A 23,797-nucleotide genomic window follows, 5' to 3' on the forward strand; every position below is an offset into this window, starting at 1 on the left:
CGGCGCCGCGCCGATCCGGAGCCGCCACCGCCCGGGGGGATGCTCTGGGAGGTGGCGGGGGAGGTCCGGTCGCTGCTGATGCTGCCCGCCGCGCTGACCATGCAGGTCGCGCACCCGGCCGTCGGCGCCGGGGTGGACACGTACTCGGTCTTTCGCACCGACCCGTGGGGGCGCGGTGAACGCTCGCTCGCCAGCCTGCAACTCTGGGTCTACGGGGGGCAGGAGGGGATCGAGGAGGGGCGGCGGCTGCGGCGGCTGCACCGCTCGATCCAGGGCACGGACACCCGGGGACGCCCGTACCACGCGCTGCGTCCGGACGCCTACGCCTGGGTGCACGCGACCGGCTTCCCGGTGTACCAGCACGGCCGCCGCTACCTCGGCGGCCGCCCCTACACCGACGCGGAGGAACGCGCGCTGTACGCGGAATGGCTGCGCGTGGGCCGGGTGCTGGGCATCAACGACCGCGATCTGCCGCCCACGCTGGAGGAGTTCTGGCCGTACTACGAGCGCGTGCTGTCGGAGGAACTCGAAGCGACGCGCGTGGTGCGGGAGTTGACCGCCGTCGACACCCGGGTGCCCCCGCCGGACCGGGGCCCGCGCGCGCTGCGCCTGCTGCTGCGGGTGCTGTGGCCGGTGCTCATCCCGGGGCTGGCCCGGTTCCGCGCCTTCGTCACCGTGGGCCTGATGCCGCCGGGTGCCCGGAAGGCGATCGGACTGCCCTGGAGCGCGCGCCAGGAGCGGCGCCTGCGCCGTCTCGGGCGGGTGGTGGCGGCGCTGGTGCCGCTCCTCCCGGAGCGGCTGCGCTTCCTGCCGCGCGCCCGGGCCGCGCGGGCCGCCCACCGCGCCGGACGGATCTGAGGCGGGGCCCGCGCGGCGGCGGTCGATAACGGCCGTCGCCAGGACTATCCGGAATCTCCGCCGCCGGGGGCGAGGCGGTGCGCACGCGGGGATACTCGGTTCATGCATGACGAGTACGCGACCTTCGGCCTGACCCGGGCGACGCGGACGGGCGGTGTCCTGCCCGGTGGAGTCCTGCGCTCACACCGGGAGTTCCTGGACTTCGTGGTGGACGGACGGCCCCTGCTCCTGAGACTCGACGACGTGGACGCCATCTCCCCGCTCGCCGCCGACCTCGGCCCGACCGTCTTCACCGCGCACGTGCGGCGGCTGCTGCTGGACGCGGCGCCGCCGCTCGCCGGAGGGCGCTACGTGGTGTACGGCTGCCCGGAGTGCGAGGGGCTGGACTGCGGCGCGGTCACCGCCGTGATCGAGCGGGAGGACGAACACACCATCGTCTGGCGGGACTTCGCCTGGCAGACGGACGAGACGGCCGACCTGGAACGGAACGGCTACCCGGGTGTCGGCCCCTTCCGCTTCCGCGTCGAGGAGTACCGCGCCCAGCTGGAGCGGCTGCTCACCGAGGGCGAGGCGGAGGCGGCCCCCCGGCGGGTGCTGCTGGTGGGCCGCCGGGCGTCGGTGCTGAACCGCACGGCCAACGCCCTGCGGCAGATCGGGGTCAGCGCGGAGATCTCCCACGAGGCCCCGGTCGGCGCCTCCCCGGACGAACTGCGAAGCTACGGCGCGGTGTTGGTCGGACGCGGCCTCGCGGAGGACGAACGGACCGCCATCCGTGGCGCGTTCGAGGCCGCGGGGGCCCGCGCCGCGTACGTGGAGGGGCTGGCCCCGGTCATCCCGGTACTGGTGGCCCAGACAGAACAGGCCCTGGACCACGGGGAGTCGGGGCAGCGGCAGCTCGCCGGTCTGGAGGTGACCCGGGAGGCGGTGACGGTCACCACGGACGTCGCCTGCCGGGTGCAGCTGACCGTCTACCGTCTGGACCGCCTCTACCGCACCCGGGCCCGCGAACTGTGCGACGCCCAACTGGAGCCCGGACGGCACCGGTTGGACCTGGACGGCGGGCGCGGCGGCGCGTACGTGGTCGCGCGGGCGCCCAGCAGGGTGCTGGTCGCCGCGGTACCGGACTGACCGCCCGGCCGCCCGCCCGCCGGGGGCTCACAGCTCGTCGGGGTCGACGGCGCGCAGCTCGCCGTCCAGCCGCAGCCAGCGCGTGATCCCGATGTCCCGCAGGAACGGCAGGTCGTGGCTGACCACCAGCAGCGCCCCCTGGTAGGAGGCGAGCGCGCTGGCCAGCCTCCGTACCCCGGACAGGTCGAGGTTGTTGGTCGGCTCGTCCAGCAGCAGGAGCTGCGGGGCCGGTTCGGCGAGCAGCAGCGCCGCGAGCGTCGCGCGCAGCCGCTCCCCGCCGGACAGCGTGCCCGCGGGCTGGCTGGCCCGCCGCCCCCGGAACAGGAAGCGGGCCAGCTGCGCCCGGATCCGCTCGTCACCCGCCTCGGGTGCCAGCCGCGCCACGTTCTCCAGCAGCGACCGCTCGTCGTCCAGCACGTCCAGCCGCTGGGGGAGCGCCCGCAGTGGCACGTGCACAGCCAGCTCACCGGACACGACGGGCAGTTCGCCGGTCAGTGTCCGCAACAGGGTGGTCTTTCCCGAGCCGTTGGCACCGGTGAGCGCGATCCGTTCCGGTCCGTGCGCCGTCAGGTTCAGCGGACCGCCGTGCCGGGTCTCCACCTCCCGCAGGGTCAGCACCCCCCGGCCGCGCGGCACCACGGTGCCCGGCAGCGCGACGGTGATCTCGTCGTCGTCCCTGACCTGTTCGGCGGCCTCGTCCAGCCGTTCTCTCGCCTCCTCCAACCGACGCTCGTGCGTGGCCTGTTGCTTCCCGGCGGTGACCTGTGCGTCGCGCTTGCGCTGGTTCAGCACGAGTCTGGAGGCCCGCCGTTCCGCGTGTGCCCGCTCCCCGTACCGGCGTGCACGGGCCTGCCTGGTCCGCGACTCCTCCAACTCCCGGCGCTGACGCCGGACATCCGCCTCAGCGGTGCGCACCGCCGCCTCGGCGTTGTCCTGTTCGGCCGCGACGGCCTCCTCCCAGGCGTCGTATCCGCCGCCGTACCAGCGGACCGCGCCGTCCCGGAGTTCGGCGATCTGGTCGACGCCGCCCAGCAGTTCACGGTCGTGGCTGACGACGACCAGCGTCCCCCGCCAGGTCCGTACCGCCTCGTAGAGCCGGTGCCGAGCCGACCGGTCGAGGTTGTTGGTCGGCTCGTCCAGCAGCAGGACGTCGGGGCGCCGCAACAGCAGGGCGGCGAGCCGCAGCAGCACCGCCTCGCCGCCGGACAGCCGGTCCACGCCGTGGTCCAGCCCGACGTGTCCCAGGCCGAGTTGGCCGAGGACGGCGGCGGCCCGCTCCTCGATGTCCCAGTCGTCCCCGAGCGCCTGGAAGTTGGCCTCGGTCGCGGCCCCGGCCTCGATGGCGTGCAGCGCGCGGCGGCGTTCCGCGACTCCCAGCACCTCGTCGACGCGTGGCGCGCCGGGCGGGGAGGCGTCCTGCGGCAGATAGCCCAGCTCGCCCGCCACCCGGACGCTGCCGGACGTGGGGGTCAGCTCCCCGGCGGCCAGCCGCAACAGGGTGGACTTTCCGGTGCCGTTGGCGCCGATCAGCCCGGTGCGCCCGGGCCCGGTGGTGAGGTCCAGCTCGCGCAGGACCGGAGTGCCGTCCGGCAGGTCGTAGCTGAGGCGGGTGCAGACGAGGGCGGTGGTGGGGGTGTTCATGGGTCTCCCGGGAGGCTTCACGGTGGCGCGTCGGGACGCGTCCACGCGGTGGGTGATGAGCGGCGGCGGAAGACACCCGGCCGTGCGGCGGACGGCCCGCCCCGGAGTGGGGCCCGGCCCACCCCGCACGGTGACCGCGACACCCACGGCGGTCCCGGCCCCGCACGGATCCGGAGAAACCGGACCGGAGGGAGCCGCGCGGACGGCGGGGAGGGGAAGCGGGGAGCGAAGGGAGGCTCGGCTCACGTCCGAGGGCGCACGCGTGGCCGCGACGGCACACGGTGTCTCAGCACCTCAGATGAGCAACGGCCTCTCCTGTCGACGGCAACACGGCCAGTCGCGGAAGCTACGCGCCCGCCCGCGTCCCGCGCAAGTCTTTTTCCCCGCCCCCGAATGTGCTGTCCTGCTGCCTATGGTCCATACCACAGCCTCCCAGTCGGACGGGTTCGCCGCGCCACCCCCGCCGCGTACCGTCCCGCTGCGTCCGATGCCGGTCCCCGCCGACGAGGCGGAGGCCCGCGCCCGAGCCTTCTACGAGGTCATGGAACGCCGCCGCACCGTACGGGACTTCGACGACCGGCCGCTGCCCGACGGGGTCCTGGAGAACGCCGTCCGCACCGCCGCCACCGCGCCCAGCGGCGCGCACGTCCAGCCGTGGCGGTTCGTCGTCCTGACCGACCCCGAACGGAAACGGCGGCTGCGCGCGGCCGCCGAACGCGAGGAGCGCGCGTTCTACGGACGGCGCGCGAGCGACGAGTGGCTGGCCGCGCTCGCACCGCTCGGCACCGACGAGCACAAGCCGTTTCTGGAGACCGCGCCCGCCGTGATCGTCGTTTTCGAGGTCCACCGGGGGCCCCACTCACCCCGGCCCTACTACACCAAGGAGTCGGTGGGGATCGCCGTCGGGTTCCTGCTGGCCGCGCTGCACCAGGCGGGCCTCGCCACCCTCACCCACACCCCGAGCCCCATGCGGTTCCTCAACGAGGTCTGTGAACGCCCGGCCGAGGAGCGCGGCGCCTATGTCATCCCGGTCGGCTACCCGGCGCCCGGCGCGCACGTCCCCGACCTGCGGCGGAAGCCGCTGGACGAGGTCATGATCCGGCTCTGACCACAGGCCGCCGCGCGCCGGGGCCCGGGGCCGGAACGGCGCGAAACCGCCCCGGGCGACCCGGGCCCCGTTGCGCGGCGCCGGTCTCCCGGCGACGCTGCCCCGCGAGGGGGTGTTGAATCCGTTGACGCCAGTGACACCGGCCGACCCGTCCGCCGCGCCGCCCCACCCGCGCGCTCCGCGCCGGAGGGACTGAGGTGCCGGACAGGCCGCCCACCGAGGAGCGGTGGCTGGTCATCGCCGCCCTCGGTCTGACGACGCTGACCGTCCTCGCCGCCCTGCTCGTCGCCTGGCGGCTGCTGACCTAGCGGGTCACGCCAGACCAGCGCGCCGCAGCGCCTCCGCCATCTCGCTGTTCGCCGGGGGAGCGGCGCGGCCGGAGCCGCCCCGGCCCTGCGCGCCGCCGCGCTTGCCGCCGCCCTTCGCGTCCTTGCCGCTCCCCTTCGCGTCCCGGCCGCCCCGGCCCTCGCCCTGCCGCTGCCGTGGGGCGCCGCCCGGACGGCGCTGACCGCCGCGCCCGGAGCGCTCGCGCCCACCGGATTCGGGCTGGGCCTCGTCGTCCAGCCGGAGGGTGAGCGAGACGCGCTTCCGCGCCTCGTCCACGTCGAGCACCTTCACCCGCACGATATCGCCGGGCTTGACCACCTCACGCGGGTCCTTGACGAAGGTCCGGGACATCGCGGAGACGTGTACCAGCCCGTCCTGGTGGACGCCCACGTCGATGAAGGCGCCGAAGGCGGCGACGTTGGTGACCACCCCCTCCAGAACCATGCCCACCGCGAGGTCGGACAGCTTCTCCACGCCCTCCTTGAACGCGGCGGTGCGGAACGCCGGGCGCGGGTCACGGCCCGGCTTCTCCAGCTCCCGCAGGATGTCCGTGACGGTCGGCAGGCCGAAGGCGCCGTCCACGAAGTCCTCCGGGCGCAGCGCGCGCAGCGCCGGGGCGTTCCCGATCAGCGCGGGCACCTCGGTGGCGGCGGCCCGCACGATCGTCCGCACCAGCGGGTACGACTCGGGGTGCACCGCCGAGGCGTCCAGCGGATCGTCACCACCGCGGATGCGGAGGAAGCCCGCGCACTGCTCGAACGCCTTCGGGCCCAGCCGGGCCACCCCGCGCAGCTCCCCCCGGTTGGTGAACGGGCCGTTGCCGTCCCGGTGCGCCACGATGTTCTCCGCCAGCATCGGGCCGATACCGGACACCCGGGAGAGCAGCGGGGCGGAGGCGGTGTTCACGTCCACCCCGACGCCGTTCACGCAGTCCTCCACCACCGCGTCCAGCGAGCGGGAGAGCTTCGTCTCCGCCAGGTCGTGCTGGTACTGGCCGACGCCGATCGACTTCGGGTCGATCTTGACCAGCTCGGCCAGCGGGTCCTGGAGCCGCCGCGCGATGGAGACGGCTCCGCGCAGCGAGACGTCCAGCTCCGGCAGCTCCTGCGAGGCGAAGGCCGAAGCGGAGTAGACCGAGGCCCCGGCCTCCGAGACCATCACCTTGGTCAGCTTCAACTCCGGGACGGCGGCGATGAGTTCACCGGCCAGCTTGTCCGTCTCCCGGGAGGCGGTGCCGTTGCCCGTCGCGATCAGCTCGACCGAGTGCTCCCGCGCCAGCCGCGCCAGCGTCGCCAGCGCCTGGTCCCACTGGTGCTGCGGCGCGTGCGGATAGACCGTGTCGGTGGCCGCGACCCGGCCGGTGCCGTCGACCACGGCGACCTTCACCCCGGTCCGCAGCCCCGGGTCCAGACCCAGCGTCGCGCGGGTCCCGGCGGGCGCCGCCAGCAGCAGGTCCCGCAGGTTCGCGGCGAAGACCTCCACCGCCTCGTCCTCCGCCGCGGTGCGCAGCCGCAGCCGCACGTCGATCCCGAGGTGCACCAGGATGCGCGTGCGCCACGCCCAGCGCACCGTCTCGGCCAGCCAGGCGTCAGCGGGACGGCCCCGGTCGGCGACGCCGAAGCGCCGCGCCACGGCCCGCTCGTAGGCGCTGGGGCCGGACTCCCCGGCGGCCTCCAGCTCCGGCTCCAGGGTGAGGTCGAGGACCTCCTCCTTCTCACCCCGCAGCATCGCCAGCACCCGGTGCGAGGGCAGCTCTGTGAAGCCCTGCGAGAAGTCGAAGTAGTCCGCGAACTTGGCGCCCCGCTGCTCCTGCCCCTCGCGGACCTTCGCCACCAGGCCGCCCCGCGACCACATCCGCTCGCGCAGCTCCCCGATCAGGTCGGCGTCCTCGCTGAACCGCTCGGCCAGGATCGCCCGGGCCCCCTCCAGCGCGGCGGCGGCGTCCGCGACACCGCGTTCCGCGTCGACGAAGGCACCGGCCGCGGCGGTCGGTTCGACCTCCGGGTCGCCGAGCAGCCCCTCGGCCAGCGGCTCCAGCCCGGCCTCCCGCGCGATCTGCGCCTTGGTGCGCCGTTTGGGCTTGTACGGGAGGTAGATGTCCTCCAGCCGCGCCTTCGAGTCGGCGGCGTTGATGCGGGCCTCCAGCGCGTCGTCCAGCTTGCCCTGCGACCGCACGGACTCCAGGATCGTCGCGCGCCGCTCCTCCAACTCCCGCAGGTACCGCAGGCGTTCCTCGACGGTACGCAACTGGGCGTCGTCGAGCAGCTCGGTCGCCTCCTTGCGGTAGCGCGCGATGAACGGCACGGTCGACCCGCCGTCCAGCAGCTCTACAGCGGCCCGGATCTGCCGCTCGTGCACGCCGAGCTCCTCGGCGATCCTGCCTTCGATGGTCGTCGTCACGATGGTTGGTTCCGCCTTCTCGGTGCTGTGTGATCCCGCTGTGCCTGCATTGTCGCAGGCCGTCCCGGACGGTGGGGGGCCAGTGGGCGGGCGGTGACGCCGGAGGACGCGGGCACCGGCCGGCTCCCCGCCACCCGCCTCGGCGGACACCCGCGCCGGACGGACCGCCGCTCAGCCCTTGCCGAACAGGTCGGGCGGGAAGGCGCCCGAGGAGATCACGGTCCGCGCGTACCCGCCCGCCAACTCGGTGAGCCGGGCGGTGCCCTCCGCCCCCAGGTGCTGGTACGGGCGGGCGTCGAGCCGGTCGGTCTCCGCCTCCAGCTCCTTGCGCAGCGCCCCGCCGCGCTCGGTCAGCTCCCCGTCCTCGCCGAGCAGGCCGCGCTCGACGAGCCGCCGCCGCGCGGCCGTCCAGTCCTGCTGGTTGTGTCCGCGGGTGGCCAGCACCCACGTCGGGGCCATGCCGTGTCCGCTGGAGGTGTGCGTCACCAGGGCCTCCAGCGGGTCCAGTTCGGCGTGCTGGAGGAGCGCTATGTGCCCGTCGCCGCGGTGCTCGCGCAGCATTGTCGCGGCGTGCCAGAGCGCCAGGTGCGGGGCCTCCGGCACCGGGAGGTCGGCCTGGGCCGCGTAGAGCGGGCGGCCCGCGCGGTCGCAGCCCTCCGCGGCCCGCAGGGCCAGCCGCGCCGCCTCCGCCATCTCCGGCGCGGCGACGGCCTCCTCGCCCAGCAGTCGGCGCAGCGTGGCGTCCACGGCCCGGAGGCGCGCGGCGAGCACCGTGTTCGGGGAGGCGAACTCCCAGATCTCCGGCACGAACCGGCTCACCAGCGCGTGGTTGAAGTTGTAGAACGCCGCCGTCACCGCGCCCGCGCCGACCGCGCCGAGCGGCGCCGCCCGCAGGGCGAGGTAGCCGGCCGTCGGGTCCTCCACGCCGTAGGGCGCGAGCTCCTTGCCGCGGTCCGGTGAGAAGTACAGGCAGGAGTGCAGCGCGTTCAGCGCCGTGTGGCAGCGCCGCCCGGCGCGCTCGGGGAGAGACGTCATGCGCCTACGCTAGCGAGCGGCCGACGCCGCGTCCCGGAGTGGGGCGAACGGCGGCCGCCCGCCCGCTGTTCGCGGCGGGACCGGGCCGGAGCCGGGCGCTGGGTCAGGCGGGCCAGGTGAAGCGGGGGGCACGGCGCTCCAGGAAGGCCGTCACCCCCTCGGTGGCCTCGCCGCTCTCCGTGGCCGTACGCCGCCAGTCGGCGACCCGCTCCGGGTCGGCGCGGCCGTCCACGCACTCCTTGGCCGCCGCCTGGGTCAGACCGGAGCGCCGGGCGAGCGTCCCGGTGAACTCCGCCACCCGGTCCGCGAGGTGGCCTGCCGGGTGGGTCTCGTCGACCAGCCCGGTGCGCAGGGCCCGCGCGGCGTCGATCAGTTCGCCGGAGAACAGCAGGTACTTCGCGCTCGCCGGACCCACCAGCCGGGTCAGCCGCCGGGCCGACGGCTCGGGGTAGACGATCCCCAGCTTCGCCGGGGTGATCCCGAAGGTGGCGTCCTCGGCGGCGAAGCGGAGATCGCAGCCGGCGGCCAGCTGGCAGCCGCCCCCCACGCAGTGCCCGCGCACCACCGCGAGGGTGGGGCGGGGGAAGGCGGCCAGGGCCTCCTCCGCCCCGACGGACAGGTTCTGCGACTCGGTGACCGTCTCCCGGAGCGAACCGATGTCCGCTCCGGCGCAGAAGGTCTCCCCGGCGCCGGTGAGTACCAGCGCGCGCACCGTGGTGTCCCGCGCGAGCCTCTGGAGAAGCTCGGGGAGCTGGCGCCACATCCGGGGCGTCATGGCGTTCCGCTTCGCCGGGTTACGGATCGTGACGGTCGCGATCCCGGCGTCCACCGTGGTGCCCAGGGACGGTTCCTCCAGCTGCTCCATGGCCAGGATCGTAGTCCGCTCGCGGTCAGGGAGGGACATATCCCCGGTGCAAGATCAGTCACAGGACTGACCGGGGCGTAAGTAATCTGTCAATTGCCTTCGATAAGTGCCGACTTGCAGTCAGCGCTCCGGAATGTCCTCTCCGTGAACCAACACTCGGTGCAAGCACATCTGCAAGAACACCGAGGAGAGCGGGGTGCGGAGATGACGAGCCGTGGTGGGGACCTCCCCGGAGTGGTGGGCGGTGCCGCCCCGCCTGTGGGCGGACCGGCACCGGCCATGACGCCGCTGCGGGAGCGCCCCCGGGAGGGTGCGGCTCCCCCTCCGCGCACCGGCGGGGCCTGGCGGTTCACCGCCCCCGCCACCGAGGCGTCCGTGCCCCGGCTCCGGCGCGAGGTGCGGGACCTGATGCGGCGTCAGCCGGTCGCGCTGACCGAGGATCTCGTGCACTCGGTGCTGCTGATCCTCTCCGAGCTGGTCACCAACGCGGTTCGGCACGCGGCGCTGCTCTCGCCCGAGGTGGGGGTCGAGTTCTCGCTGGGCGCCGGGTGGGTGCGGGTCGCCGTCGAGGACGCCCACCCGTACCGGCCCAAGGCGCTGGCCCCCGAGCCCGGCGGTGAACACCTTGGCGGGCGGGGCCTGTTACTCGTCAAGAGCCTCGCGGCCGAGGTCGGCGGGGCCTGTGACGTGGACCAGACGGGCTCGGGCGGGAAGGTCGTCTGGGCGGCGCTGCCCCTCTCCCCGGGGTGAGGCCGCCCGTGCGCCGGAGGTCCGGGTCGCGCGGGTGGGGGCGGAGCGCGGAACGCCCCGAGGAACCGGCGGTCCCCCGGGGCGATGGCGGGTGCGAGCACCGGACGGGCGCTACCAGCCCACCCCGCCGGTGATCTCCCGGATCACCGGACGGGCCGCGTCCAGCACCGTCATGAACCAGGCCGAGAAGGGGTCCTCGGCGTGCCGTTTCGCCAGCTCCTCGGGGGTCACGAACACCGCGTCGGCCACCTCGTCGGGGTCCGGGCGCACCGCCTCCTGCACCAGCCCGACGAACAGGTGGTTGTACTCCTGCTCGACCAGCCCCGAGGCGGGGTCGGGGTGGTTGTACCGCACCGTGCCCGCCTCGCAGAGCAGCGCGGGCGCGACTCCCAGCTCCTCGCTGACCCGCCGCGCGGCGGCCAGGAACGGTGGCTCGTCCGGATAGGGGTGCCCGCAGCAGGTGTTCGACCAGACGCCGGGGGAGTGGTACTTCTCCAGCGCGCGACGCTGGAGCAGCAGTCTGCCCGTGTCGTCGAAGAGGAAGACGGAGAAGGCGCGGTGCAGCCGACCGGGCGGCTCGTGGGCGGAGAACTTCTCGGCGGTTCCGATCGTCGTCCCGTCCTCGTCGACCAGTTCCAGCATGATCGGGGCCGCTGAGCTGTTCGCCATGTTCGTCCTTCAATTGGATCTGCCTCGGCCCGCACCAGTGTGCCCCATCGTCAGGACCGCTCGGCCGCACTCACGTCCCGCGGCCCGAACTCCCCCCGGGCGCTGGGGAGCTGGGGTTGTTCCGGGCCTGCCGCTCCGGTCGGCCGGGGCGCCGTCCGAGGTGGTCGCGCGGGGTGTGTCCACCGCCCCCGCCGGAGGCCCCGGCGCCGGGTGGACGGCGGCGGCCGGGGCACGCGCGAGCGGCGGGCGCCGCCCCGCGCGCCCCGCGAGCGGGGTTCCGGTTCGGGGGCTCCCCGGTCTCCCGGCACGCCGCGCGCCCGGGTCCACCGCGGTGTGCGGGGCCCCGGGCGCGGGTGGTGTGCGGGCGGTGCGCCGTCCGGCGTCACCGCGCCGGTGCCCGCGGCGCCTCAGTGGCAGAGCTTCGCCTCGTGCTCCGCGTGTCCCTGGGGTTCCAGCTGGAAGGTGCAGTGCTCCACGTCGAAGTGGTCGCCGAGGCAGGTGCGCAGTTCGTGCAGCACCCGCTCCTGACCGACCGCGTCCAGTTCCGCGCGGTTGACGACCACGTGTACCGAGAGCACCGGGAGGCCGGAGGTGATGGTCCAGACGTGCAGGTCGTGTACGTCCTCGACGCCGGGAACGCCGAGGATGTGCTCCCGCACCTCGGCCGGGTCGACCCCCTTGGGCGCCGACTCCAGCAGGACGTCCAGTGCCTCCCGTGCCAGCTTCACCGTACGCGGGATGATCATGAAGCCGATGACCAGCGAGGCGATCGGGTCCGCCGCCTGCCAGCCGGTCATCATGATCACCAGGGCGGAGACCAGGACGGCCACCGAGCCCAGCGCGTCCGCGGCCACCTCCAGGAAGGCCCCGCGCACGTTCAGGCTCTCCTTCTGGCCCCGCATCAGCAGGCTGAGGGAGACGAGGTTGGCGGCGAGCCCGAGCGCGCCGAACAGCAGGGTGAGTCCGCTCTCGGTCTCCGTCGGGGTGATGAACCGCTCCACGGCCTCGAAGGCGATGTAGCCGCCGACGCCCAGCAGCAGCAGACAGTTGGCGAGCGCGGCGAGGATCTCCATCCGCGCGAGCCCGAAGGTGCGCTGGCTGGTGGCCGGGCGGTTGGCGAAGTGGATGGCAAGCAGCGCCATCGTCAGCCCGATGCCGTCGGTCGCCATGTGCCCGGCGTCGGCCAGCAGCGCCAGCGATCCGCTGAGCGCGCTGCCGACGACCTGGATCACGAGGACGCCGAGCGTGATGCCCAGCGCCACCCGCAGCCGTCCCCGGTGGACGGCGCCAGCCGTGCCGTGGCTGTGCCCCGAGGCTCCGTGATCGTGCCCTGCCCCCATGTGCTGCCTCCCGCTCAGAAACCGTTCTCGCGCCGGACGGACCGCTCCAGTGAACTACGGGGTGGGGGTATATGGCAACGCGACGCTGAACACCGTTGTCATTACCCCTGACCTGGGATTTTACCGTGCAGGTCAGAGCGGCGGAGGGGTCCGGTGGCGGGTCCGCGGGCGGGGTGTCGCGCCTTCGCGGAAGGATCAGTTCCGGGGTGCGCGAGGGAGCGCGAGTCCCGTTCCGGTGGCCGGGCGCCCCGCCCCGATCCACCGGGCGAAATCGGAGGAGATGGTGGGAAACGGCCGGAGTGGCTCGAAGTGGCGACTCTCCTGGCAGTGCGAGAGAACTGGCAGTGGGAGAGAAACGGGGCGGCGGGGGAGAGTGTGAGGGCGCCGGGTCGCGTGGCGGGAGACCAGCGGCGGGAGGCCGCCGGGCGCGCGACGCGGGAGGCGACCGGCGCTCGTGCGGCGGGCGGGACAAACGGCGTGGTCATCACGCGGGCGGGCGAGGGGCCCGGGCGGGACGGCCCGGGCCGCGGCTCAGCGGTGGCGGCCCAGTGCCCGCCAGCCCTCCCAGGCGGAGGAGACCATGTCCGGCAGCGTGTGGCGGGGCGTCCACTCCAGTCGCGTCGACGCCCGCTGGACGGAGGCCACCACCCTGGCCGGGTCGCCGGGACGACGCGCCACGACCTCGGCGGCGGGCTCCCGGATCCCGGTGACCTCGGCGACCAGGTCGGCCATCTCGCGGACCGAGGCCCCCTCCCCGGTGCCGATGTTGACCGTCAGGTCACCGCCCGAGCCGTCCGGCGCGAGCGCGCCCGCCGCCGCGACGTGGGCGTCGGCCAGGTCCTGGACGTGGATGTAGTCCCGCACGCCGGTGCCGTCCGGCGTCGGGTAGTCGTCGCCGAAGATCCGCGGGGCCTCGCCCCGGCTCAGCGCCTCGAAGAACATCGGGATGATGTTGGCCGCGCCGGTGTCCGCCAGCTGGGGCCGGGCCGCGCCCGCCACGTTGAAGTACCGCAGGCAGGAGGTGGACACCCCGTGCGCCCGGCCGGTGGCGCGAACCAGCCACTCGCCCGCGAGCTTGGTCTCGCCGTAGGGGTTGATCGGCAGGCACGGGGTCTCCTCGGTGACGAGGTCCACGTCCGGCATGCCGTAGACGGCGGCGGAGGAGGAGAGGACGAAGCGCCGCACCCCGGCCGCCACGACGGCCTCCAGCAGGACCGTCAGCCCGTGCACGTTCTCCCGGTAGTAGCGCAGCGGCTGCTCGACCGACTCCCCGACCTGCTTCCGCGCCGCGAGGTGGATCACCCCGTCGACCCCGTGCTCCCGGATCGTGCGCGCGACCAGGTCGCCGTCCAACGTCGAGCCCCGCACCAGCGGCACCTCCGCGGGCAGCCGCGCGGCCACCCCGGTGGAGAGGTCGTCCAGCACGACCAGTGGTTCACCGGCCCGCCTCATGGCCTCCACCACGTGTGCGCCGATATAGCCCGCCCCGCCTGTGATCAACCACGTCATGGCGGCAGCCTACCGGGGGCGCGCACCGTTCCCCGGGCCGTACGGCCCCGGCGGAGGAACCCGCTCCGCGCCCGCCGGGGACCCCCGGTACGGGCCGGGCCCGCGTGGCCGTCGTCGGCCCGGGTCCCGCGGCCGGTCGGAGACGGCGCCGACGGTGAGCAGGGCGAGGGTGGCCGGACGCCGGAACGGAGACGGTCGGGCGGAGCGAGAGCCGCGACGGCGGAGACAGCGGCACGGGCCGAGGGAGGTGAGAGAGGTGGAGGCCGTGGAGGGGGATGGAACCAGCCAACGACCAACGACCGGAAACCGCCGTCCGCACGGCCCCGCTGGCCGGTTCCGTGGCCCGCGGGCGCCCGAGTTCCGGCTGTCCCCACCGCCCGTGGCCGGTCGCGGTGTCCCCGGTCGGAGCGCGGTTTGTGCCAGGGGCGGTGTTCGACCATGCTGTGCGCCGACGGAGCGGCGTCGGGCCCGTGAACTCCTGGTGAAACGCCGCACCGGGGATCGGATAGCCTCTGCCGACGTGCCGCGCCCCCCGCCGGGGCGGTGGCGCGCCGTGCCCGGCCGCCTGGCCGCCCGTGGCCCGGAGCCGCGGGGCTCGGGCCCCGCACGGAGATTCCAGCAGCCAAGGAGTGAGTTCGTCTGTCGACCGCCATCCTCACCGGTCCACCGGTCGCCGGGGCGCCGCTGGAGGGCGACCTGCGGTCGCTCGGCTTCGCCGTGCGCGTGGCCGAGGACAGCGCCGGGGTCGCGGCGGAGCTGGCCGCGCTGCCCCCGGACGAGCGCGTGGCCCTCGTCGACCCGCGCTTCGTGGGACACCTCCAGTCCCTCCGACTCGCCCTGACCGACCCCCGGTTCGCCGCGGGGGCGGTGCCCGGCGCGCTCGCCGTCCGCGCTGACGCGCGGGGCGGTCTGTCCCGCGCCGTCGCGCGGGAGACGTCGCCCGCGGCGAGCGCAGCACCGGTCCACCCCGCCGACCCGGCGGCCCGCTCCGACCGCGGTGACGACGGCCCCGCCGGGCGTCCCGGCGGCGCGGGCGACTGCCTGCCGGACCGCTGGGCCGCCGACCTGGAGGCCGGGGGCGTCCCGGTGCACCGGCCCGAACTCGGCGTGCTGGTCGGCCGGGTGCCCTCCGGAGGCGCCGAACGCGAGGCCGCGGTCGCGGCGGTCGCGGCCGTCGACGACGAGGCCGTCCGGCTCCGGTCCGCGGTCAAACAGCGGGACGGCTTCTTCACCACCTTCTGCGTCAGCCCCTACTCCCGCTACCTCGCGCGCTGGTGCGCCCGGCGCGGCCTCACCCCGAACCAGGTCACCACGGCCTCGCTGATCACCGCGCTGATCGCGGCGGCTTGCGCGGCCAGCGGGGAGCGGGCCGGGTTCGTCGCCGCCGGCGTGCTGCTGCTCGCCTCCTTCGTGCTGGACGCGACGGACGGGCAGCTCGCCCGCTACGACCTCCAGTACTCCACCCTCGGCGCCTGGCTGGACGCCACCTTCGACCGGGCCAAGGAGTACGCCTACTACGCGGGCCTGGCGCTCGGCGCCGCCCGGGGCGGGGACGACGTCTGGGCGCTCGCGCTGGGCGCGATGGTGCTCCAGACCGTCCGGCACGTCGTCGACTTCTCCTTCACCGAGGCGAACCACGACGCCAGCGCCAACACCAGCCCCACGGCGGCCCTTTCGGGCCGGCTGGACAGCGTCGGCTGGACGATCTGGGTCCGCCGCATGATCGTGCTGCCGATCGGCGAACGCTGGGCGCTGATCGCCGTGCTGACCGCGGTGACCACCCCGCGCGTCACCCTCGTCGTCCTGCTGGCCGGTTGTGCGCTGGCGGCCTGCTACACCACCGCGGGCCGGGTCCTGCGCTCACTGACCCGGCGTGCGGCGCGCACCGACCGCGCCGCCCAGGCCCTCGGCGACCTCGCGGACTCCGGTCCGCTCGCCGAGGTGGCGGCCCGGGCGCTGCGCGGGGTGCGGCTGCCCCAGTTCGGGCCGCCCGCCGTCGCGTTCGTGGCCTCGGCGGGGCTGACGGCGCTCGCGCTGTGGGGCCCGCTGGGCAGCCCCTGGCTCTGCGTCGCGGCGCTCGGCTACGCGCTGCTGTCCGGACTGGCCGTCGCCCGCCCGCTGAAGGGCCCGCTCGACTGGCTGGCCCCACCCTTCTTCCGGGCCGCCGAGTACTGCGCGATCCTGGCGCTCGCGGCCCGCTCCGAGGTGGACGGGGCGCTGCCGGCGGCCTTCGGGCTGGTGGCCGCCGTCGCCTACCATCACTACGACACGGTCTACCGCATTCGCGGCGGTACCGGTTCGCCTCCGCGCCGCCTGGTGCGGGCGATCGGGGGGCACGAAGGACGGACCCTGCTCGTGACGGTCGCCGCCGCCAGCTGGCTGGGCGGCGACAGTCCGCGATCGGGATTCACCCTCGCGCTGGCCGCGCTGGCCGTGGTCATCGCGGCCGTGGTGCTCGCAGAGAGCATCCGATTCTGGGTGTCATCGCACGCACCCGCCGTACACGACGAAACTGGAGAACCCGCATGATCGGCCTCGTTCTCGCGGCCGGCGCCGGCCGGCGTCTGCGCCCCTACACCGACACGCTCCCCAAGGCCCTGGTGCCCGTGGGGCCGGAGGGGGACGGCGAAGCCAAGACTGTCCTCGACCTGACCCTCGCCAACTTCGCGGAGGTCGGCCTGAGCGAGGTCGCCATCGTGGTCGGGTACCGCAAGGAGGCCGTCTACGAGCGCAAGGCGGCGCTGGAGGAGAAGTACGGCCTGGCGATCACCCTGATCGACAACGACAAGGCCGAGGAGTGGAACAACGCCTACTCCCTGTGGTGCGCGCGGGACGCCATCAAGCACGGCGTGATCCTCGCCAACGGTGACACCGTCCACCCGCCCTCCGTCGAGCGGACGCTGCTGGCGGCGCGCGGTGACGACCGGCGGATCATCCTGGCGCTGGACACCGTCAAGGACCTGGCCGACGAGGAGATGAAGGTCGTCGTCGACCCGGAGAAGGGCGTCCGCCGCATCACCAAGCTGATGGACCCGGCCGAGGCCACCGGCGAGTACATCGGGGTCACCCTCATCGAGGGCGAGGCCGCCGACGACCTCGCCGACGCGCTGCGCGCCACCTTCGAGCGCGACCCCGACCTCTACTACGAGGACGGCTACCAGGAGTTGGTGAACCGCGGCCTCAGGATCGACACCGCGTCCATCGGGGACGTCCGCTGGGTCGAGATCGACAACCACGACGATCTCGCCAAGGGCCGGGAGATCGCATGCCAGTACTGACCCGCCTCATCCCGTCCCCCGTCGTCGTCGACATCCGCGCCGGCGCCCTGGACGGCCTGGCGGGCCTGCTGGCCGACCAGCGGATCTCCGCGAAGGGCAAGCTCGCCCTCGCGATCAGCGGCGGCTCGGGCGCCGGGCTGCGCGAGCGGTTCGCGCCGGAGCTGCCCAACGCCGACTGGTACGAGGTCGGCGGCGGCACCATCGACGACGCCATCAAGCTCGCCGACGCTATGAAGTCCGGCCGCTACGACGCGGTGGTCGGGCTCGGCGGCGGCAAGATCATCGACTGCGCGAAGTTCGCCGCCGCCCGCATCGGCCTGCCACTGGTCGCCGTCGCGACGAACCTGTCGCACGACGGCCTCTGCTCGCCCGTCGCCACCCTGGACAACGACGCCGGGCGCGGCTCCTACGGCGTGCCCAACCCGATCGCGGTCGTGATCGACCTGGATGTCATCCGCGAGGCACCGCCCCGCTTCGTCCGTTCCGGTATCGGGGACGCGGTCTCCAACATCTCCGCCGTCCGGGACTGGGAGCTGGGACACGAGGTACGCGGCGAGGACATCGACGGCCTGGCCGCCGCGATGGCCCGGCAGGCCGGCGAGGCCGTGCTCCGGCACCCCGGCTGCACCGGCGACGACGGGTTCCTCCAGGTGCTCGCCGAAGGCCTGGTGCTCACCGGCATCTCGATGTCGGTGGCGGGCGACAGCCGTCCGGCCTCCGGCGCCTGCCACGAGATCAACCACGCCTTCGACCTGCTGCACCCCCGGCGCGCCGCGAGCCACGGTGAACAGTGCGGTCTGGGCGCCGCGTTCGCCACCCACCTGCGGGGCGACGCGGAGACCGCCGGGCTGATGGCGCAGGTGCTGCGGCGCCACGGGCTGCCGGTGCTCCCCTCCGAGATCGGCTTCAGCGAGGACGAGTTCGTGGAGGTCGTCGCCTACGCGCCGCAGACCCGTCCCGGGCGGTACACCATCCTGGAGCACCTCGACCTGTCCACCGACCAGATCAGGGACGCGTACGCCGACTATGCACAAGCCATCGGTAGCTGAACTCCGCCCGGTCGTCCACCCGGAGGGTGTGAAGGACCGCCGCAGCGGTGAGCACTGGGCCGGGCGGCTCTACATGCGGGAACTGTCGCTGCGCGTCGACCCGTACCTGGTGAACACCAGGATCACGCCCAACCAGCTCACCTACGCGATGGTGGTGGCGGGCGTGCTGGCCGGGGCGGCGCTGCTGGTGCCGGGCCTGACCGGGGCGCTGCTGGGCGCGTTGCTCATCCAGCTCTACCTGCTGCTGGACTGTGTGGACGGCGAGGTGGCCCGCTGGCGCGGCCAGACCTCGATCACCGGGGTCTACCTCGACCGGGTGGGCCACTACCTGTCCGAGGCGGCGCTGCTGGTGGGCTTCGGGATCCGGGCCGCCGACGTCTTCCACACGGAGGGCGCCAGCACCCAGTGGATGTGGGCGTTCCTGGGGACGGTCGCCGCGCTCGGCGCGATCCTGATCAAGGCCGAGACGGACCTGGTCGACGTGGCCAGGGCGCGTAGCGGGCGGCCCACAGTCCAGGACGAGGCGGCCGTACCGCGCTCCTCCGGGCTGGCGCTGGCCCGCCGGGCGGCGGCGGCGCTCAAGTTCCACCGGCTGGTCGGTGGGGTGGAGGCGTCGCTGCTGATCCTGGTGGTCGCGGTGCTGGACCTGATCGGCGGCGACCTCTTCTTCACCCGGCTCGGCGTGGCGGTGCTGGCGGCCATCGCGGTGCTCCAGACCCTGCTGCACCTGGTGTCCATCCTGGCTTCCAGCAGGCTCAAGTGACCACCGGCGGCGGGGAGTTCCGGCCGCTCCGGCTGGGCGCCGTGGTGATCACCATGGGCGATCGCCCGCGGGAACTCCGGGCGCTGCTGGACTCGGTGGCCCGGCAGCACGGCGATCCGGTCGAGGTGGCCGTGGTCGGGAACGGCGCTCCGCTGCCCGCGCTGCCCGAGGGCGTGCGGGCGGTGGAGCTGCCGGAGAACCTCGGCATCCCGGGCGGCCGGAACGTCGGCATCGAGGCGTTCGGCCCCGCCGGCTCCGAGGTGGACGTCCTGCTCTTCCTGGACGACGACGGGCTGCTGCCGGAGCCGGGGACGGCGGAGCTGGTCCGGGAGGCGTTCGCCGCCGACCCGGGGCTCGGCATCGTCAGCTTCCGGATCGCCGATCCGGAGACCGGCGAGACACAGCGCCGCCACGTTCCCCGGCTGCGCGCCTCCGACCCGCACCGCTCCTCGCGGGTGACGACCTTCCTGGGCGGCGCCAGCGCGGCCCGTACCGCGGTCTTCGCCCAGGTGGGCGGGTTGCCCGAGGAGTTCTTCTACGCGCACGAGGAGACGGACCTCGCCTGGCGGGCGCTGGACGCCGGGTGGTCGATCGACTACCGCGCGGATATGGTGCTGCACCACCCCACCACCGAGCCCAGCCGGCACGCGGTGTACCACCGGCTGGTGGCCCGGAACCGGGTCTGGCTGGCCCGGCGTAACCTCCCGCTCCCGCTGGTACCGCTCTACGTCGGTGTCTGGCTGCTGCTCACCCTGGCGCGGCGGCCGTCCCGGGCCGCGCTCCGTGCCTGGTGGGGCGGTTTCCGCGAGGGCTGGAGGGTGCCGTGCGGTCCCCGCAGGCCGATGCGGTGGCGTACGGTATGGCGGTTGACCCGACTGGGTCGCCCTCCCGTGATCTGAGAAGCTCGGGTCTGAGAGCATCGGCCTCCAGGCCCACTGCGCAGTGTGAGGACGAAAGTTTCCAACGTGAGCGAGACAACCCACGATCGCGTGGCCGGTGTGACGCCCCCACCGTCGCCGGACGACCGGCTGTCCCCGGCCGAACTCGCGGCCAAGTACGGTCTCTCGGTGAGTGGAGCCCGCCCCTCACTGCCGCAGTACGTGCGGCAGCTGTGGGAGCGGCGGTTCTTCATCCTGGCGTTCTCCCGGGCCAAGCTGACGGCGCAGTACAGCAAGGCGAAGCTGGGCCAGCTCTGGCAGGTGGCCACCCCGCTGCTGAACGCGCTGGTGTTCTTCTTCATCTTCGGTCTGCTGCTCGGTGGCCGGGGTGGCATGAAGAATGACGAGTACATCCCCTTCCTGGTCACCGGGGTCTTCCTGTTCACCTTCACCCAGCAGTCGGTGATGTCCGGGGTGCGGGCGATCTCCGGGAACCTGGGGCTGGTGCGGGCGCTGCACTTCCCGCGCGCCTCGCTGCCGATCTCGTTCGCCCTCCAGCAGCTCCAGCAGCTGCTCTACTCGATGATCGTGCTGCTGGTGGTGCTGCTCGGCTTCGGGCACTTCCCGACCTGGGCGTGGCTGCTGATCGTGCCGACGCTCGCCCTCCAGCTGGTGTTCAACGCGGGTATCTGCCTGACCATGGCCCGGCTGGGCAGCAAGACCCCGGACCTCGCGCAGCTGATGCCCTTCATCATGCGGACCTGGATGTACGCGTCCGGCGTGATGTTCCCGCTGGACTACATGCTGCGGAAGCGGGCGGGCGCCCCTGAGTGGGTGGTGAACCTGGCCGAGGCGAACCCGATCTCGGTCTACATGCAGATCATGCGGTACGCGCTGGTCGACGGGCCACACCACACCGCGCTTCCGGGGCACGTCTGGGGGCTGGCCGTGGGCTGGGCGGTGCTGTTCGGTATCGGGGGGTTCATTTTCTTCTGGAAGGCGGAGGAGCGGTATGGCCGTGGCTGAGGACACCGAGCGGAACGACCAGGCCGCCGCCCCGCTCCCGCCCGCGGCCCCCTCGCCCGAGGCGGAGGCGGGCTGGGTCCCGACCGTCATCGCGGAGAACCTGCACATCGTCTACCGGGTGTACGGCGGATCGAAGGGCAAGGGCAGCGCGACGGCGGCGCTCAACCGCATCGTCCGGCGCCGTCCGGGCGCCGGGGTGCGCGAGGTGCACGCGGTGCGCGGGGTCAGCTTCACCGCGTACCGGGGGCAGGCGATCGGCCTCATCGGCACCAACGGTTCCGGCAAGTCGACGCTGCTGAAGGCGATCGCGGGGCTGCTGCCCGCCGAGAGCGGGCACGTCTACTCGGACGGTCAGCCCTCGCTGCTCGGCGTCAACGCGGCGATGATGAACGACCTCACCGGTGAGCGGAACGTGGTGCTGGGCGGGCTCGCGATGGGGATGACGCGCGAGCAGATCCGGGAGCGCTACCAGGGGATCGTCGACTTCTCCGGCATCAACGAGAAGGGTGACTTCATCACCCTGCCGATGCGGACGTACTCCTCGGGGATGTCCGCGCGGCTGCGTTTCTCGATCGCGGCGGCGAAGGACCACGACGTGCTGATGATCGACGAGGCGCTGGCGACCGGGGACAAGAAGTTCCAGAAGCGCTCGGAGGCGCGCATCCGGGAGCTGCGTGAGGAGGCCGGGACGGTCTTCCTGGTGAGCCACAACAACAAGAGCATACGAGACACCTGCGACCGGGTGCTCTGGCTGGAGAAGGGCGAACTCGTCCAGGACGGGCCCACCAACGAGGTGCTCAAGGAGTACGAGAAGTTCACCTCGAAGTGACCGGCCACCCGCCCCACGCGCGCTGAGGCCCCCCGCCAGGGGCGGGCGGCCTCAGCGTTCCCTGGAACGGCGCGGGCCGGGGTGGCCGGGCGGGTTCAGACCCCGGCCGGGGTGCGCTCCCGTCCGCCGCCTCCGTGGGCGCCCTCCGGGTCGCCCGCGCCGACGTCCCGTCCGCTCTCGTCCAGCCCGACCGCGGCGTGCAGGGCGCGCAGCGGTCGTGGCGCGTACCAGGCCGCGCGGCCCAGCAGCCGCATCGCGGCGGGAACCAGCACGCCCCGCACCGCCACCGCGTCGATGAGGATGGCGAGGCCGCTGCCGACGCCGAACATCTGGAGGAAGCTGACCTGGCTGGTGCCGAAGGCGAAGAAGCTGACGGCCAGCAGCCCGGCGGCCATCGTCACGATGCGTCCGGTGCGGGAGAGTCCGCCGGTGACGGCGGTGGCGCTGTCGGCGCCCGCGTCGTGCAGCTCCTTGATCCGGCTGGTGACGAACACCTCGTAGTCCATGGACAGTCCGAAGACGATGCAGAACATCAGGACCGTCATCGAGGTGTCCATCGGCGTCGGCGTGAAGCCGAGCAGCGAGGACAGATGGCCCTCCTGGAAGATCCACACCATCGCGCCGACCGAGGCCGTGAGGCTGACGGTGTTCAGCACCAGCGCGCGCAGCGGCTGGACGACGCTTCCGGTGAAGAGGAAGAGCAGCGCGAAGGTGGTGACCACCACCAGCGCGACAGCCGCGGGGAGCCGGTCACCGATCGACCGCTTGGAGTCGACGAGTTCGGCCGCCCGGCCGCCGACCAGGGTCTCCGCCCCGCCGGGCCCGTCCAGCCCGCGCACCTCGCGGACCAGGTCCTGCGCGGCGGGGGAGGAGGGGTCGGCCTTCGGGAGGACCGTGAGGCGGTGGGCGTCGCCGCGCGGGGCGTGGTCGGCCGGGGCGGGCCCGTCGACGGCGCGGCCGTCCCGGTAGCCGCCGGCCGCGGACTGGACCAGGCCGGCGCCGTCGAGGCGGGACAGCGCCGCCGCGTACCGCGCGACCTCCCGTTCCCCGGCCGGGCCGGTGGCGACGATCTGGAGCGCGTCGGCCGCGTTGCCGGGGAAGTCCCGCCGGGTCTCGGTGGCCACCTGGCGACTCTCGGCCTTCTCCGGCAGTACCCGCTCGTCGGGGATGCCGAAGGAGGCGCCGAGCAGCGGGCTCGCCGCGAGCAGCAGGACGGCGAGCACCGGGAGCGCGGTGAGCGCGGGGCGGCGCATCACGGTGGCGGCGAGCCGTCCCCAGAAGGGCGCGTCGGCGCGGCGTACCGCCCGGGCCCAGGGCAGCCGCCCGCTGTTGACGCGGTGCCCGAGCACCACCAGCAGCGCCGGGATGACGAGCAGCGCGGCGAGCGCGGCGACGGCCACCACCCCGATTCCGGCGTACGCGAAGGAGCGCAGGAAGAACTGTGGGAACAGGAGGAGAGCGGCGAGCGCGGCCATCACGGTGGCGGCTGAGAAGGCGATGGTGCGCCCGGCGGTGGTGACCGTGGTGCGCAGCGCCTCCGGTATCTCGTCGCCCTCCGTGAGCCGTTCGCGGAACCGGCTGACCAGCAGCAGCCCGTAGTCGATGCCCAGGCCGAGCCCGAGAGCGGTGGTCAGGTTGATCGCGAAGACCGACACGTCGGTGACGCTGCCGAGCAGGTACAGCTCGGCGAAGGTGCCGGCGATCGCGATGAGCCCGATGGCGAGCGGCAGCAGCGCGGCGACCACGCTGCCGAACGCGATCACCAGGAGGACCAGCGTGACGGGCACCGCGATGGACTCGGCGACCAGCAGGTCGGTGGAGACCTGGGTGCCGATGTCGTTGCCGAGCGCGGCGCTCCCTCCCGCCCGCACGGTGAGCGGGCCGCGTTCGCCCGTCCAGGCGTCCACCACCTTTCTGGCGTGCTCCTCGACGGCGTCGGGGTCGCCCTCGACGTGGGCGAGGACCAGCGCCTTGTTCCCGTCCCGGGAGGTGAGCCCGGGGGCCGAGGTGTCCCAGTGGGAGACGACGCGGGACAGCCGCGGCTCCTCGCGGAGTCCGGCGGTCAGCTCGCGGCCCGCGGTGCGGGCGGCGGGCGAGTCGAGCGCGGTCCCCGGTTCGGTGGTGACGAGCAGGACGAGGTTCTGCTCGCCCCCGAACCGTTCCTCGATGACCTCCCTGGCCTGGCTGGACGGTGCGGACGGGTCCTCGAACCCGCCGTTCTTGAGCGTGCCGAAGGCCCCGGCGCCGACGGCGCCCATGGCCGCCACCGCGAGCACGGTGAGCAACAGGAGCGCGCGGGCCCGGCGCAGGGCGAGGTCGGCGATGCGTGCTAACACGGAGATCT

At 73.9% G+C, this 23,797-nt stretch carries 19 protein-coding genes; 11 read left to right on the forward strand and 8 right to left on the reverse strand.

Annotation, left to right across the window (positions count from 1 at the left end):
* The first annotated feature begins 39 nt into the window (after positions 1-39).
* On the forward strand, positions 40-858 hold the full coding sequence (locus E0L36_RS15480; protein WP_258016173.1) for an oxygenase MpaB family protein: 819 nt from the start codon (positions 40-42) through the stop codon (positions 856-858).
* Between the two features lie 102 nt (positions 859-960).
* The gene (locus E0L36_RS15485) at positions 961-1,986 is read left to right on the forward strand and encodes an oxidoreductase (protein WP_180929605.1); all 1,026 of its coding nucleotides are present in this window, start codon (positions 961-963) and stop codon (positions 1,984-1,986) included.
* Positions 1,987-2,013: 27 nt separating this feature from the next.
* On the opposite strand, the gene E0L36_RS15490 is transcribed toward E0L36_RS15485, so the two are convergent.
* Positions 2,014-3,627 (reverse strand): ABC-F family ATP-binding cassette domain-containing protein, encoded by a 1,614-nt coding sequence (locus E0L36_RS15490; RefSeq protein ID WP_180929606.1) that lies wholly within the window; start codon positions 3,625-3,627, stop codon positions 2,014-2,016.
* A gap of 412 nt (positions 3,628-4,039) precedes the next feature.
* On the opposite strand from E0L36_RS15490, the gene E0L36_RS15495 reads away from it, so the two are divergent.
* Positions 4,040-4,735: a nitroreductase family protein gene (locus tag E0L36_RS15495; RefSeq protein ID WP_180929607.1), complete on the forward strand. Its 696-nt coding sequence runs from the start codon at positions 4,040-4,042 to the stop codon at positions 4,733-4,735.
* Between the two features lie 312 nt (positions 4,736-5,047).
* Here the strand turns inward: E0L36_RS15495 and E0L36_RS15500 are convergent, their stop codons facing one another.
* From E0L36_RS15500 to E0L36_RS15510, 3 genes are all read right to left on the reverse strand, one after another.
* Positions 5,048-7,462: a Tex family protein gene (locus E0L36_RS15500; protein WP_180929608.1), complete on the reverse strand. Its 2,415-nt coding sequence runs from the start codon at positions 7,460-7,462 to the stop codon at positions 5,048-5,050.
* Positions 7,463-7,633: 171 nt separating this feature from the next.
* Positions 7,634-8,497 (reverse strand): hypothetical protein, encoded by an 864-nt coding sequence (locus E0L36_RS15505; protein ID WP_180929609.1) that lies wholly within the window; start codon positions 8,495-8,497, stop codon positions 7,634-7,636.
* A gap of 103 nt (positions 8,498-8,600) precedes the next feature.
* Positions 8,601-9,362: an enoyl-CoA hydratase/isomerase family protein gene (locus E0L36_RS15510; protein ID WP_180929610.1), complete on the reverse strand. Its 762-nt coding sequence runs from the start codon at positions 9,360-9,362 to the stop codon at positions 8,601-8,603.
* A gap of 279 nt (positions 9,363-9,641) precedes the next feature.
* On the opposite strand from E0L36_RS15510, the gene E0L36_RS15515 reads away from it, so the two are divergent.
* Complete coding sequence (locus E0L36_RS15515; RefSeq protein ID WP_180930033.1) at positions 9,642-10,112, forward strand: ATP-binding protein; 471 nt, start codon at positions 9,642-9,644, stop codon at positions 10,110-10,112.
* Positions 10,113-10,223: 111 nt separating this feature from the next.
* Here E0L36_RS15515 and idi read toward each other — a convergent pair whose 3' ends face one another.
* The 3 genes from idi to galE all read right to left on the reverse strand — a co-directional run bounded on the left by idi (position 10,224) and on the right by galE (position 13,630).
* A complete protein-coding gene (idi, locus tag E0L36_RS15520) occupies positions 10,224-10,781 on the reverse strand; it encodes an isopentenyl-diphosphate Delta-isomerase (RefSeq protein ID WP_180929611.1) in 558 nt (185 codons plus the stop codon).
* 407 nt (positions 10,782-11,188) lie between these two features.
* Positions 11,189-12,121, reverse strand: a complete 933-nt coding sequence (locus E0L36_RS15525) for a cation diffusion facilitator family transporter (protein ID WP_180929612.1) — start codon at positions 12,119-12,121, stop codon at positions 11,189-11,191.
* A gap of 531 nt (positions 12,122-12,652) precedes the next feature.
* Complete coding sequence (galE, locus tag E0L36_RS15530; RefSeq protein WP_180929613.1) at positions 12,653-13,630, reverse strand: UDP-glucose 4-epimerase GalE; 978 nt, start codon at positions 13,628-13,630, stop codon at positions 12,653-12,655.
* A gap of 639 nt (positions 13,631-14,269) precedes the next feature.
* Here galE and E0L36_RS15535 point away from each other — a divergent pair.
* From E0L36_RS15535 to E0L36_RS15565, 7 genes are all read left to right on the forward strand, one after another.
* Positions 14,270-16,159, forward strand: coding sequence for a DUF5941 domain-containing protein (locus E0L36_RS15535; RefSeq protein ID WP_180930034.1), 1,890 nt, complete (start codon positions 14,270-14,272; stop codon positions 16,157-16,159).
* On the forward strand, positions 16,156-16,908 hold the full coding sequence (locus E0L36_RS15540) for a sugar phosphate nucleotidyltransferase (RefSeq protein ID WP_180929614.1): 753 nt from the start codon (positions 16,156-16,158) through the stop codon (positions 16,906-16,908). Before E0L36_RS15535 ends, E0L36_RS15540 begins: the two co-directional genes overlap by 4 nt.
* Positions 16,896-17,957, forward strand: coding sequence for an iron-containing alcohol dehydrogenase family protein (locus E0L36_RS15545; RefSeq protein WP_180929615.1), 1,062 nt, complete (start codon positions 16,896-16,898; stop codon positions 17,955-17,957). Before E0L36_RS15540 ends, E0L36_RS15545 begins: the two co-directional genes overlap by 13 nt.
* The gene (locus tag E0L36_RS15550; protein WP_180929616.1) at positions 17,935-18,720 is read left to right on the forward strand and encodes a CDP-alcohol phosphatidyltransferase family protein; all 786 of its coding nucleotides are present in this window, start codon (positions 17,935-17,937) and stop codon (positions 18,718-18,720) included. The genes E0L36_RS15545 and E0L36_RS15550 overlap by 23 nt, the downstream gene beginning before the upstream one ends.
* 53 nt (positions 18,721-18,773) lie before the next feature.
* The gene (locus E0L36_RS15555) at positions 18,774-19,619 is read left to right on the forward strand and encodes a glycosyltransferase (protein WP_180930035.1); all 846 of its coding nucleotides are present in this window, start codon (positions 18,774-18,776) and stop codon (positions 19,617-19,619) included.
* A gap of 66 nt (positions 19,620-19,685) precedes the next feature.
* The gene (locus tag E0L36_RS15560) at positions 19,686-20,624 is read left to right on the forward strand and encodes an ABC transporter permease (protein WP_180929617.1); all 939 of its coding nucleotides are present in this window, start codon (positions 19,686-19,688) and stop codon (positions 20,622-20,624) included.
* Positions 20,611-21,453, forward strand: a complete 843-nt coding sequence (locus E0L36_RS15565; protein ID WP_219636574.1) for an ABC transporter ATP-binding protein — start codon at positions 20,611-20,613, stop codon at positions 21,451-21,453. Before E0L36_RS15560 ends, E0L36_RS15565 begins: the two co-directional genes overlap by 14 nt.
* 95 nt (positions 21,454-21,548) lie before the next feature.
* Here E0L36_RS15565 and E0L36_RS15570 read toward each other — a convergent pair whose 3' ends face one another.
* Entirely contained in the window at positions 21,549-23,789 is a 2,241-nt protein-coding gene (locus E0L36_RS15570) for an MMPL family transporter (protein ID WP_180929618.1), read from the reverse strand.
* Positions 23,790-23,797: the final 8 nt, after the last annotated feature.

It is taken from the genome of Streptomyces sp. AJS327 (genome assembly GCF_013450295.1).
Lineage (GTDB): Bacteria > Actinomycetota > Actinomycetes > Streptomycetales > Streptomycetaceae > Streptomyces.